The following is a 12425-nucleotide window of genomic DNA, read 5'->3' as shown; positions in this document are numbered from 1 at the left end:
GTGATCTGGATTTTTCTAAAGGTCAAAATTCCGTTCAGGTTGTATGACGAACATGTGCCTGATATTTCTCGGTCCGCAAAAGTGAGACGAGCCGGTCCTGGTAGCGGGATAGCCCTAGATTTAAGTTCACAAGCGTTAATTGGGATGTGTTGGAGAAACAAACAATGGCGAAATTGAAATCCTGGCTTTTCGCGGCAGGCTTCAGTGCCGGCTGCGCGGTCATGTCTGCGTACATCAATCTCGCGCATAGCAGTACGTCGCCTATGCCAGCTCAGCTAAATTGGCTCGTCGAATTGCATATTGGAACTGCGCTGCTGGGCGCGATGTTGTTCGCACTTTTTGTGATGGGGACGCCCGCCGCACTGCGCGGGCCGGCATCAGCGTCAAGTTATGGAGTTGGCATGGTTCCGCGCATTGGCGCAGTTCGTTATTTTATTCCTGGGAATGGCGCTTTTTTCTCGGCCACGCGAATCATTCAGATATTGGGGGTCATTGTTTGCCTGATGATTCAGTTCATCTATGCCGAGCCGCTGGGAGCCGGAAACGATGCACAGGGAGGCTCAGGGCGCCCGGTCAAATTGTTGAAGAGGCCGCTCACCGCGTGAGGTAGTGGGAGAGTCTGCTAAAGGGCTTGCGCGTAGCTTAGCGTGGCGCTGTCATCCGACTTTATCAAGAGGATTGACCCGTGCGAAGTACCGCTCGATTCGGGGCAGCAAACAGCCCTCGCTGGAGTCTCGACACTGCTGGGCGGGGGGCTCATCGGACTTACGTCTGGAGCTGCCCTCCCTAAAGCACGCCCACGGCAGTTCGGTGCGAAGGCGAACCGGTCCTATCAACCCATTGCGGTCCGTCAACTGTGCGCGACCTGTACGGCGTTTTCTCTTGAGGATTATCAACGCTTGCCCGCTAGCGCAGTCGTGCGCTAGCGGGCAAGCGGACATGGGAAGGCGTTGAAAAGGCCTCAAGATGAATGGTCCGACGCGATCACGGCACGAAGGTCCGTTTTGTGAGGGGAGCGGGCGCGTAAATGGCCGGCTAAGCCGCGAGGCGAACGGCAGAACTGACGCTGCCCGACCCGATCGCCGCTTGCATGGCTGGCGCTTCCATGACGTAACGATATCACGCCCGGGGAGGCTGGACGCGGCGCCGTGCCAGCGTCCGGCTCCGCTGGAAAGTCCTTTGATCGCAATCGCGCGCCTCGCCATGGCGATAGCAATGCTTACGAGTGGTTGCGCCGGCAATCGAAGGCCAGGCTTCCGCTTAATTGTGCAACTAACGGTCTCAACCATTGGCATCTCCGTAAGTGCGGGTTCCCGGGACGTCCCGTCAGCCGGCAGGACAGGTGGCGTGCACGGTCGTTTGCCTCCGGCTGGCCGGGGGCACCTGCCGCATTGATGTCCGCGTCGTTGGATTTTTCCGAGGAAGCAAGGTTTTACGCGGGTTAGACTGAAAAGGAGCGACCGACGCTTTCTCTCTCGTAACACAGCGCGAACACGAGCGTATTACGAGGAAGGGAAGCATGTATCACAGACACGCCAAAGTGCTCACACCCGCCAAATTTCGTCACCTTTTGCGCGTCACTGACGCGACGAGCCGTTTCCCCGAACGTGATACGTTGATCCTGCTACTTGGCGTCACGTGTGGCATGCGGGTGACCGAGATCGCCCGAATCGAGTAAGTCACGTGCACACACGCTCGGGCGCGCGTCGCGAAGAAATCGCCTTGCCGGGATCCATCACCAAAGGGTGCCGGCCACGTTGCGTCTTCCTCTCACATCCGAGGGCGCTCGAGGCCTTTGATCGATATGTCGAGTGGCGGTACATACGTGCTGATGGCGTCTTGCTGGACAAGTGCGAGTATCGCGGCCTCATGCCTCACACGCGACTCATCCTCACGCAGAAGGGTGGTCCGTTCGAGCTGAGTGTGAAGCGCCGCGTCAATTTTGAAGGCGAAGCTGTCGAGTATCTGGCGGCCGACAGCCTGCAGAGCTACGTGACGAGTCTGTACCGCGCCGCAGGCCTCGGGGCAGGGTACAGCAGCCATTCAGGGAGAAGGACATTCGCCAGCCGACTCGTCGCCCAGGGACACTCGCTTGAGACCGTTCAGTTCCTCCTTGGGCATTCGCATCTTGATCACGTCGCGCCATACCCGGACGTCACAGCGCGCGAGCGGCGGGATGCTATCGGAGCAATTGATCTCGGGGATTGAACGGATCATTAGAGATGCGGCGACTGGTGGCCGATAACGGTGCAGTAGACCTGTATCGGTAGATACGAGGCGATGAAAGCGATCTGTTGGATTTTTTACGCCAGACGGCGCTTCCACACCGTACTCCCCAGCGTAGTTCACCGCAGCATATTTCAATATCCAATTCGCATAGAAGAAACCGAACGTGCTAACAAAATCGATCGTGCTATGCAGCCTCGCATCGACGTTAACGGCTTGCACCGACACCGGGCCGATCAAAATTGGCCCGGACACTTACGCCATCTCGACGCGCGTGCCCTTGGTGGGCCGGCGTCCGCAAAGGGTCAAGCGCTGCAGGAAGCAAACGCATTCTGCTCGACGCAAAACAGAGAGATACTGCTCCAACATGAGCAATCGAGTGAATGCGCGCTGCATGGCGGTTGCGGTGAGGCAGAGATCGAGTTCTATTGTCTCCAGCCCGGCGATCCTATGCTCAAGCGCCCGGAATTGAGGGCTGAGCCCAGTCAGCGGATTGAGGTCGAGCAAAAGTAGAGCGTTTGAAGTAACAAAAAGCGGAACACCGGAGGGCAGAGTGGAAGCCGAATCGTTAAGCGGTGACGTTGTTAGGGCAAAGCATGCAACACATTCTGTCCTCCGCGAGAGAATCGTCGAACATGTCTTCATAGGCGACGCTATGCGGCGCCTTTGGCAGCTCGGGGTGACGGACGTAGAGGTGCTTCGTGCGGAGTTCGACGGAAGCGGCTATGACCTGGTTATGTGCTGCGGCGAGTTGATGCGACACGTCCAGTTCAAGGCATCATTGGTCGATGGCTCGCGCGGAGACGTCTCCATCAACCAGCGGCTAGCGCAAGCGCGAAGCGGGTGCGTGATTTGGCTCACAGTCACTGACGATCTTGAGATAAAGGAGTACCGTTGGTTCGGCGCGGAGCCTGGTTGCCGACTGCCGGACCTTACCAACTATGGGCTTGCGCGTCATACTCGGGCAAACGCGCAAGGCGTAAAGGCCGAGAGGCCGAATCAGCGCGTACTTGCGAAGGGTGCGTTCGAGATTCTTGGCAAGCTAGATGAGGTGCTCGAACGACTGTTCGGAATCAAGCGGGCCTAGTAAAACAAATGCGGCTCACGCGCCGCACGCAAGTAGTCGGGTGACAATGAGAACACAGAAACGATACGGGAAGCGAACGCGGAGATGGGTCTCGGCAGGGCTGCTGTTGGCACTGGCTGGTTGCGCGAGCCATGATTCGCCGCAAGAGCCCGGAGAGTCATTTGCTCATCCGCTGCACTGCTACAAGTCAAAGCAGTGCGACGCCATGTGGGCAGCTTCGGAGGATGCGGTTGAGCGCGAGAGCGGAATGAAGATCCGACTCGTGACGGCGACCAGGATCGAAACTTACAGCGAAACCGACTACGGCCGCATGTACGGCGTGGTGAAAGTGTGGCATAGCCCCGACGAAGGCGATTCGACAATTACAGCTGAATTCAGTTGCCGTCGTTACCCAGGTTGCCGCCCTGACACTGCCGTTCGAAAATTCAACGATACAGTACGGGCCGCAGGCCAAGGCTACTGAAAGTTCGGAAAATAAAATATCGCGTTGAATCGAAGACACGGAGCGAAATTCATATGTCTAGAGCAGAGGCGGAGGAACTGATTGGGTACGGGAGGGTCTGGTTCGCCCAAGTGAAACTCGGCACCGATTACGTTGCAAGGGATGGGCTAATTCAACACCTCAACGGTATCTTCACCGGTGTGCCGCTTCCGATAAGGCTAAGTAGAGGATGGCAGCCTGACGATCCAGTAATTCGGGTCGGTGGCAGGAGCCACCGCTACGCCGATGTAGTCGCATGGGCGTCGGCTCAGCAAGACGGCGGGAGGCAAGCTGCGCAAACTTTTCGTGACTGGTATGAGGGGGACAACGTCACATTGAGTGCGCTGCCGACGCACCTGCAAGCCCTGGCTGCGATTACGCACCTTGCAGAAGTGGGCCGCGGCTATTGGGTCGCGCTTGAGACGGAATTGATGCCATGGATCGCCGATATTGCCAATGCCGCAAGCGCGCAAGACGCGCGGGCGGCATGGGCGAGCTATGCGACTGCCTTCCCGCCGTCGCTTACATACGCTCAAGACGCGGCGACTGATTACATCGATTGACCGTGCTCGGGGGCGATGGGTATTCGACCGGGGCCGCAGTGCCGCAAGGCCGGACGACGAAGCATAGGAAAACAACGAAGAGACGGCGCTGGAGGCCAGTCAGGAGGGCAGTGGGGCAGCAGAGGAAACTGCGTCCGCTTTGCCAGTCGGGTCGGCGCCCATACCGCGCGCATCGCCGACAGCGAGCCGAGGTTTGAGGTTGCCGCCTTTCGTGACAAAATGCGTCACTTAACCTCCGATCTTGTGGGACATTTTGTCTATTTCGCAATGAAATCCGCTGACCTTTCGTACGCATTGGCACGCCTTGGCTGGACCCAGGTGACGTTCGCTGAATATTCGGGCTACGACCGCCGGACCATCGGTCGATGGACCCGCGGTGAATCGGCCATTCCGCTGCTCGTTGAAAGACACCTCGATCTGCTGCTCGCCATTCGTGACCGCTTGCCCTGAAGATCCACGTTCAGTCAGGCGTACGGCATGCTGCTTAAGCAGGGCTCTCCTCGCCATCCGAACTTCGGCGTCTTCGCACGCTGAGGCGAAGCGCATACCGGCTTGACGTACAGCGTGCCGCTAACCTGACTGTGACAGTTGATCTGTAGTGTCAAGATTCGCGTGCCGAACCGCTTGGCGTCTCATGCATGTCGGGCGCGTCGGTGATCCGGGCGCCGATAGTGTAGCCAGGCATCGGACGCGCAGAAGGCTGAAGGGGGCTGTGTGAAAGCGAGTGAGTTATGCCGCGTTGCTATCCCTCGAGCCGTGGTTGGCCTAAGGGCGGGTATGTGAGGGCGACAAGTCATTCAACGACAGTCCCCGGCCTTTGCGGACGTTCAGCGATGGGGGGCGAGGGACTGCTCCACATAGGTGGTATCTGCGAAGCGACTATTCACCACTGGACGACATACATCGCTGTGGTGACGCGCCAAACAGTCGCCGGAACAGCACAGTAAACGCGCTGGCGTACTGTATCCGAGGTCGACGGCGTCAGGTTGTCCCCCCGGCGCACCTGATCGCCAGGGCGTCGGGAGGAGCCTGTGGACTACGCGTGAAGTCCCCGTAGCGAAATCGACTTCGTGCAAGCGCGACCATCTTGTTGTGCCTCGGAATGGCATGCAAAAAAGTACCGCACCGAGGCGCCACTGGGTAGTGTGGATTGCCGTGCGTCTCTACCGTAGTACCCGCACATTGAGGTCGCACCAACCATTGCTTTCCGCACGGCTTCGCTTCCTCTTAGAATGGCCGCCTTAGCCCATTCTCCGCTTCGCCATCATCTTGCTAATCGCTCGTCATAGCCGTTCCGTTCGTTTGATACTCGCCGCGTTCGTGCTTTGGCTCGTGAGTGCACTTGTGATCGTCGGTGTGTTGGTTCTGTCCGAGACTTCCCGGCTACGACGGGACTTCGCGGCTCAGAGCGAAGCCACATACGAAATCATTCGCCAGCGCCTCGATCAGAACGAGGCAGTACTGGCCGGCATTGACTCCATGCTGCACACGTTTCCCGGCGTTGAGTCGGCGGGCCTGAGGGATTATTCACGGCAAATGCTGGCGCGATATCCGCACATCTACATGATTGAACTGCAGCCGCGTGTAGAAGAATCTGATCTTTCGCGGTTCGAGGCATGGGCGAGAAAGGCGATTTACCCGCAGTTCTACGTCAAGGACTACGGATACGGCGGAGAGCGACATTGGCATCCAGTGTCAGGGCGTCCGACTTATTACCCGATCACATTCATGGAGCCGCAGGCCCACGAGGCTCTTCCCGTTCTCGGCCTCGATGTCTATGCCGACAACAAATTCCGGGCAGCCATCGACGAGGCCATCCGTACCGGAAAGCCGTCAATCTCTGCGCCATTCGATCTGTATGAGGGCGGAAGGGCCTACCTGATCTTTAAAGCCGTCTATGCCCACGTGCCCGATGATCTGGCATCGAGGCCGCGTCTTGCGAGCCGGGTGGTGTCGATGTTGATCCACACCGGAAAATTTTTGAGCCGCAACGAAGTGCCGTCGCCGTTGGTCTCGATGCGTATCTACGAACAGGGCTTTGGCTACGACCAGCCGGACGGGATCATCGATCGCGTGGACGCGAAACCTGTTCCCGCGTGGATCAGGCGGTTCACGCCGGAATTCGTGTATCGAAAAACACTCCCGAGCCAGACACAGCCATTCGTGTTCGAAACGCGGCGGCAGCTTGGGGCGGAGGTCATTCCCGTGTTGCCGGTCGTGCTGGCGCTGATTGTTACCTTCGTGATTAGCCTGCTCGCGCTCGTCATCTATCAGCAGCAGATCGTAAGCAGGCGGATCGCGCGAGAAACTGAGCGACACATGTATCTGCGGGAAGAGCAAGCGCAGGTCGCCCGCTTGCACACGATGGGCGAAATGGCCTCGGGAATCGCCCATGAGCTAAACCAGCCATTGGCAGCAATTCTCAGCTACAACCAGGCATGTGTTCGCATGCTGCATGAATCGAACCCGGATCTCGTGGCAATCGAAGGTGCCATGAAATCAATGACCGGTCAGGCAAAGCGGGCGGCCGATATCATTGTGCGACTGCGAGCATTTGTCAGCAAGCGCCCGGCTCAGGTTCTTCCGTTGGATGTGCGGAAGGTCGTGGAGAGTGCGCTCTCATTGGCCGAGCCGTGGCTAAGGCAGGGCTCGGTGGTGGTCAACGTCGATATGCCGGCGCAGATTCCGGATGTGCTTGCAGATAGCGTGCAGATAGAGCAGGTAGTGCTCAACCTCATCCGCAATGCGGTTGAGGCGATGGATTCTATGCCCGCAGGCGGTCGCGTCATGTCGCTGGCGCTGAAGCATGACGAGCGGGCGGTAACCTTACTTGTGCGCGATACCGGGCCGGGCATCTCCGAAGACGTGCGTAAGATGCTGTTCCACCCTTTCCACACCAGCAAGGCCGACGGAATGGGACTTGGCTTGACTATTTGCCAGTCCATTGCGGAAACCTACGGGGGAACTGTGATCGAAAACCCGTCAATGTCGTTCGGCGCTGAATTTCAATTGATCTTGCCGATCAGGGAAACAAGGAATTTGTCATGACGTCCACCGACGAAACAGTCGTCTATCTGGTCGATGATGATGCAGCGGTGCGTGACGCCTTGGCGCTGCTTATTCGGTCTATCGGCCTGAAATCCAAGACCTACGGAGACCCGGCAGCGTTCCTCGCCGACCTTAAGGGCGACGAGATAGGTTGCCTCGTCCTTGATATCCGTATGCCTGCGTTGAACGGGTTTGCTGTTCAGGAGCGGTTGATTGCGATGGGATGCAGTCTGCCCATCATCTTGATTACGGGGCATGGCGACGTGGCCCAATGTCGGCGCGCGTTTCGGGCCGGTGCTGTAGATTTCCTGACGAAGCCGGTTGACGAGACTGCACTGATCGAAAGCCTGCAAACGGCGATACATCGCGGCCGGGAACAGCAGGGCATGCGGCAGCAGATTAACGAGGCCCGTGAACGGATTAGCCGTTTGACACCGCGAGAACGGTCCGTCTTCGATCTCGTTTGCGACGGCTTGCAGAACAAGTCGATTGCAGACCGCTTGCATCTGTCACTGCGAACAGTGGAGGCGTATCGCGCTTCTCTCTTCGAGAAGCTTGAAGTGGCATCGGTTGCCGATCTGGTTCGACTGCGGCTTATCGGCAACGACCGCCAAAACTTGATACCGTAGTTTCCGCATTTTTTCCCGTATTTCCCTGACTGATTTGCCCGGTTGCCTAACCATAGAATCGGGACGATAGTGGCCTTTCACCTATCGGATCCCGATTCGGTTGGAAGTTGCCAGGGAACCGGAATCAATCGCACCTCCAGAGGCGGTGTAGCAGTGTGCGTCGCAGCGACGTCGCTACCAATTTTCTATGTACGGGAAAAGAATGAAGAAGATTTTGCTGGCTGCGGCCATATCAGTCTGCATTACTAATGCCTATGCGGATGCCAAAGTCCCGTCCCAATTTCAGGGTAAGTGGGCACCGACTTCAGATTGCAGGAAGGCAAAGAATCCGCAGGATACCGAGGCTGCGATGTCGGTCGTACAAATTGATGCGACCAGCGTGTCATACGGCGAGGCGCAATGTTCGCTGACTAAAGTGTCGGCTGCCGAGGCGTCTCATTTGGATGGGATGTTTGATTGTCAGGGTGATGGTGTAGGGGGAAAGGCAGCACTGAGCCTGAAGCTTGAAGGCGGAAAGCTGCGTCTCGTGGACAAGGCGGGAAGTATCTGGCGGAGCACAGAGGCACTCCCGCGCTGCAAGTGATCAGTTGTGTGCTGTTGCAGGGCAGACCGACCATTGAAAGTCATTCAGATCACCTACGGAAAATATCAAGTCGAAGAAAACGCTGTAGATCGTCGAGGTTCTCGTGGTGGCATTTTTTTGCGTATAAGGGTGGTGCTCATTTCAATGAGCGATCCGAGAGTACGTCGGATGACCCCGAAGTTGAATTCTACTAGTCAGTTCGAGACGAGCCTTCTCGGATGAGCAACGCTCCGGCATGTCAATAGTGCTCGGGCAATGATTTCGTTTGCAAGTCCTGCAAACGCGTGACCGTTGGATGTGCGTAAGCAGCAAGTCGAACAGGTGATTGACGCTATGGCACTGGAAATTGAACATATTGATGCGATTGCACGATCGAAGCAACGCGATGTTTTGTTTGTCGAATTTCGCCGAATCAATCATGACCGGTCCTTAGGGAGGCTGGTCGGTGTATCGGAGTGGCGAGAGCTTCATGCAAGACAGCAAATAATCGACTGGCTGAATGCAGAGGGCATCGGATGGAATCCGTGTGGCGAATTCGCCCATCTGGATGTGCGCTTGGGATATCGCGGACAGATATACATTGACATACCCTTCGACCGGGATCTGTACGCATATCGGGAACTGGAGGCGTTTCTGGAAAATCCGGATGGAACGATGCGGATACCGGGAGCCCGCTTTTGCTGCGTAGCGATTGATGATGTGACAGACCGGTTCTAGTTAAAAGGGATCTCTCGGCGGCGGGAATTCCGGTTTATGCGGCTACCATCAGTAAAGAATTCAAAATTAACGCGATGTCGCGACGACGAAGATAGAAATGGAAGCCTGGAAGCGGGAGAGAGCTTCGGTGCGGAAGCGGTTGAGTTAACTCGCCCGTTAGGATCTCTCGATCTGTACAAGGCCTAAGGGTAGGTATCGAAGAGGACAAGGCATTCCGTACCTGTCGCTGGCTAGCCGCTTCACGTTGCAGTGGTCAGCCAACGTGCAGCTGCGTTCCGTAAAGACGGTGGCCGCCCGGGACTTTCACGAGACGGAACCAACTCCGGGCGTGTGGCAGTTGGCGGGCAAGGTGGTGACGTCACCGCGGTTGGTGTATGCGCCAACGAACGGCGTCGCGCGGGAATCCGTCTTGCGCTGTGTCCCGGCGACATCGAAGGTCGTTGTGCCTTCACGCGTCATCGCTGCATAAGCACATGACTCTGATTGTATGGGGTCGTCTCAAAGGTGTGAGGGATTCTGATTGCCGACACGTGGCGTCGGAGGTCGCGCTTTTAACCTGCTCAGGAAAACGCGACCGCCCGGACAGTTTTTCAGTAGATGACAGGGGGGCTAATCCGAAGGGCCGATATTTACATCGTTTGTAGAAATCGGGGATGTAAAACGTTTGCCATAAGCTTTTTATTCGACACATCAGGCGGGTTGCAAAACGCATAGATTGAACATTGCTGGGATCATTCACAATGATGCATCCGGGGTGCTAAAGTTCCGTCGGATTCTGCCGACAATCACGAGCATAAGAACCGCGCTATCGAAGTAATTCACGGTGCGCGGCATTGATAAATGCGCACTGGGGCTCTGCGCGGAGCAGGTAACCTGTCTCTATCAAGTCATGAAGTTAACGAGAGAAAAATGAGAAAAGAGAAAACGACCGGTAAGGCATGTATTGCTGTTGCGATGGCAGTTCTGTTCACGAGCGGGGTTGCTCAGGCACAGGAATCAGCCAACGACGAGCTGAATTCGTGTGTCAAGAAGGAGCAGGTCCTGACGACGGCGAAGGGAGCGGGGATCGGTGCGATCACCGGGCTGACTGCAATGCTTGTGACGCACAAGAATCAGGATGCCGGTAAGGCTGCCTTGATTGGCGCGGTGGCTGGTGGTGTGGCTGGTGGTATTGCGGGATTCGCAACCGCCTACTACACGGCGATCGATACCTGCTACAAAAAAAATCCCTCCTGGATGCCGGAGTCGAATATCCAGCGCACCAAGGACTACGACAACGTCAAGAAGCAGATTCACTATCGCCCCAGCCAGGGCATCGTGACGCGTGTTGAGTCAGTGAATATTGCCGGACCGGTCAAAGCCGCTGGTCAGGCCGAGGTCGACAGCGCGTTTATCGTCATGACGCCGGACGGCGCTGAGACGCCCGCTACCGTGGAGCGAAAGCTGTTCGTTGTGGGTGACGATGGCAAGGAGACGGAATTGAAGTTCCCCGGCCAGACTTCGGAGCAGCACACGTTCGAGCCGGGCGAGCAGACGGACGTTGTGCGAATTCCTGTTCCGCCCGATGCCAAGGCGGGCAGCGTGTACCGCGTGCAATTCAGTGTGGCTGCAGGCGAAAAAGCGCCGGTCGTCGCGTCCCAGAAATTTACCGTCACCGAATAAGCGTCGCGGTTCCTGCACGCTGTTTTGCGTTCGCCTGTGGACGGGGTGATGCGCGCGCCATCGGGTTCGGTGGCGCGCATTCGACTGCCTTGCTACGTGTCAACCAATGAAAACGTTTCTAGTGCGCCTGATGGTCCTGGGCGGATCGCTGCTGCTTTCAGCCTGCGCAGCCAGTAGCCTGCCGGGTTTCCAGAACGCCTATAAGAGCTACGATGTTCCGCCGTCACTCGTCAATCGGATCAAGGTCAAGTTCCGCGAACATGGCCTTGCGGGAGCAACGGTAGTGCGTGATAGCACCGGCCGAATCCAGCTCGCCGGCGAATATCGCAACGAAGACGAAGTCGACACCGCATTCCTTATTACACAGTCCATCGTGGGGCTGAAGTCGACTTCGCCAATCTATCCGGAACGGATTGACCACAAGCGCTGGGAGGCCGCCGCCGGTCAGGCACTCGCGGACTACGCGCGGGCGCAGAAGCACGCGTCGGCAACGCCCGTGCGGCGGGCGCTTGTCGTCGGTATCAATCATTTTGCGGATCCGTACCACCTGCCAGACATCCTGGGCGCTGACGATGCCGTCGTCGTCCAGGGCTACCTGCGACAGGCTGGTTATCAGGTCACGGCGCTGCTCAACGAACGCGCGACCCAGGCGAACATCACGGCTGCGATTGCGAAGCTCGACCAGGAAATTGGGCCGAACGATGACGTTTTCATTTACATCTCGAGTCACGGCAACGCGCCGGTACCGACACCGGGCGGTCGGGATCTGCGCAAGATGTCAATCATGACCTACGACTCGGGCGACCAGAGCACGGTCCGCTCGAACGACCGCACCGAAGTCCTGCTGCATTTCCAGGCGCATTCGGTGCCCGATACGCTGGTTCAGAATCTCGCACGCAAGCCTAGCCACACGATGCGCGTTGTGATCGACACCTGCTATAGCGGCGACATGCTCGACGATATCGCCGATGACAGCACGGCCTACATTCTGCGTGCCAACGGCGGCAAAAGCGAGCACGAGGGAATTTCGCTGGCTGCATGGACGGGCGAGGCCTATGCCGCGAAGGGGATCCACTTCGCCGACGATGCGGGCAACGGTGCGACGCAGGGTGGCACGGTCAGAACGACGATCGATCGCAGTCGCAGTGGGTACAACATCATTACTGCAACGAGCCCGGACGAGGAATCGCTCGGCCCGAAGTCAGGCCACTTCACGAGTCCGCTCGCGCCCGACCAGACCCTCACGGGATCGTTCTTCACCCAGTCGCTGTTCGCATACCTTGCGCACTACAAGGGACAACTCGGCCCCGCGTTCCGCGACGCGCAGACCTTCACGTCGCAAAAAGCGCTTAACGGCGGGAAGCATCAAACGCCGCGCCAGTACTCGACCATTCCCGATCAGCAGAACGATCTTTATCAGTAAGCGGCC

The 12425-nt window shown here is 57.5% G+C and carries 12 protein-coding genes; all 12 read left to right on the top strand.

Annotation, left to right across the window (positions count from 1 at the left end; translation table 11 throughout):
- The first annotated feature begins 164 nt into the window (after nucleotides 1-164).
- The 12 genes from AB3X98_RS00115 (at nucleotide 165) to AB3X98_RS00060 (ending at nucleotide 12419) form a co-directional block, all read left to right on the top strand.
- A complete protein-coding gene (locus tag AB3X98_RS00115; RefSeq protein ID WP_368603088.1) occupies nucleotides 165-605 on the top strand; it encodes a hypothetical protein in 441 nt (146 codons plus the stop codon).
- A 1264-nt stretch (nucleotides 606-1869) separates the two neighbouring features.
- A complete protein-coding gene (locus AB3X98_RS00110; RefSeq protein WP_368603260.1) occupies nucleotides 1870-2208 on the top strand; it encodes a tyrosine-type recombinase/integrase in 339 nt (112 codons plus the stop codon).
- A gap of 571 nt (nucleotides 2209-2779) precedes the next feature.
- The gene (locus AB3X98_RS00105) at nucleotides 2780-3313 is read left to right on the top strand and encodes a hypothetical protein (RefSeq protein ID WP_368603087.1); all 534 of its coding nucleotides are present in this window, start codon (nucleotides 2780-2782) and stop codon (nucleotides 3311-3313) included.
- Between the two features lie 205 nt (nucleotides 3314-3518).
- On the top strand, nucleotides 3519-3776 hold the full coding sequence (locus AB3X98_RS00100) for a hypothetical protein (RefSeq protein ID WP_368603086.1): 258 nt from the start codon (nucleotides 3519-3521) through the stop codon (nucleotides 3774-3776).
- 110 nt (nucleotides 3777-3886) lie between these two features.
- Complete coding sequence (locus tag AB3X98_RS00095; RefSeq protein WP_368603085.1) at nucleotides 3887-4357, top strand: hypothetical protein; 471 nt, start codon at nucleotides 3887-3889, stop codon at nucleotides 4355-4357.
- Nucleotides 4358-4576: 219 nt separating this feature from the next.
- Nucleotides 4577-4807 carry a helix-turn-helix domain-containing protein gene (locus AB3X98_RS00090; RefSeq protein WP_368610193.1) on the top strand — a complete coding sequence of 77 codons (231 nt, stop codon included), beginning with the start codon at nucleotides 4577-4579 and terminating at the stop codon, nucleotides 4805-4807.
- Nucleotides 4808-5689: 882 nt separating this feature from the next.
- Entirely contained in the window at nucleotides 5690-7405 is a 1716-nt protein-coding gene (locus tag AB3X98_RS00085; protein WP_368603083.1) for a CHASE domain-containing protein, read from the top strand.
- Nucleotides 7402-8034 (top strand): response regulator transcription factor, encoded by a 633-nt coding sequence (locus AB3X98_RS00080; protein WP_368603082.1) that lies wholly within the window; start codon nucleotides 7402-7404, stop codon nucleotides 8032-8034. Before AB3X98_RS00085 ends, AB3X98_RS00080 begins: the two co-directional genes overlap by 4 nt.
- Before the next feature lie 202 nt (nucleotides 8035-8236).
- Nucleotides 8237-8617 (top strand): hypothetical protein, encoded by a 381-nt coding sequence (locus AB3X98_RS00075; protein WP_368603081.1) that lies wholly within the window; start codon nucleotides 8237-8239, stop codon nucleotides 8615-8617.
- Between the two features lie 333 nt (nucleotides 8618-8950).
- Nucleotides 8951-9334: a hypothetical protein gene (locus AB3X98_RS00070; protein WP_368610192.1), complete on the top strand. Its 384-nt coding sequence runs from the start codon at nucleotides 8951-8953 to the stop codon at nucleotides 9332-9334.
- 909 nt (nucleotides 9335-10243) lie between these two features.
- Nucleotides 10244-10996, top strand: coding sequence for a hypothetical protein (locus AB3X98_RS00065; protein WP_368603079.1), 753 nt, complete (start codon nucleotides 10244-10246; stop codon nucleotides 10994-10996).
- A gap of 106 nt (nucleotides 10997-11102) precedes the next feature.
- Nucleotides 11103-12419 carry a caspase family protein gene (locus AB3X98_RS00060; protein ID WP_368603078.1) on the top strand — a complete coding sequence of 439 codons (1317 nt, stop codon included), beginning with the start codon at nucleotides 11103-11105 and terminating at the stop codon, nucleotides 12417-12419.
- Nucleotides 12420-12425: the final 6 nt, after the last annotated feature.

Source organism: Paraburkholderia sp. BR14312, assembly GCF_040948675.1.
Lineage (GTDB): Bacteria > Pseudomonadota > Gammaproteobacteria > Burkholderiales > Burkholderiaceae > Paraburkholderia > Paraburkholderia nodosa_A.
This window is presented reverse-complemented; position numbering and strand designations above follow the sequence as displayed.

Excerpts from the sequence above, each read along its gene's own strand:
- AB3X98_RS00100 (WP_368603086.1), top strand. The coding sequence starts at position 3,519 with ATGTGGGCAGCTTCGGAGGATGCGGTTGAGCGCGAGAGCGGAATGAAG.
- AB3X98_RS00065 (WP_368603079.1), top strand. The coding sequence starts at position 10,244 with ATGAGAAAAGAGAAAACGACCGGTAAGGCATGTATTGCTGTTGCGATG.
- AB3X98_RS00115 (WP_368603088.1), top strand. The coding sequence starts at position 165 with ATGGCGAAATTGAAATCCTGGCTTTTCGCGGCAGGCTTCAGTGCCGGC.
- AB3X98_RS00090 (WP_368610193.1), top strand. The coding sequence starts at position 4,577 with ATGCGTCACTTAACCTCCGATCTTGTGGGACATTTTGTCTATTTCGCA.
- AB3X98_RS00060 (WP_368603078.1), top strand. The coding sequence starts at position 11,103 with ATGAAAACGTTTCTAGTGCGCCTGATGGTCCTGGGCGGATCGCTGCTG.
- AB3X98_RS00070 (WP_368610192.1), top strand. The coding sequence starts at position 8,951 with ATGGCACTGGAAATTGAACATATTGATGCGATTGCACGATCGAAGCAA.
- AB3X98_RS00110 (WP_368603260.1), top strand. The coding sequence starts at position 1,870 with ATGCCTCACACGCGACTCATCCTCACGCAGAAGGGTGGTCCGTTCGAG.
- AB3X98_RS00080 (WP_368603082.1), top strand. The coding sequence starts at position 7,402 with ATGACGTCCACCGACGAAACAGTCGTCTATCTGGTCGATGATGATGCA.
- AB3X98_RS00075 (WP_368603081.1), top strand. The coding sequence starts at position 8,237 with ATGAAGAAGATTTTGCTGGCTGCGGCCATATCAGTCTGCATTACTAAT.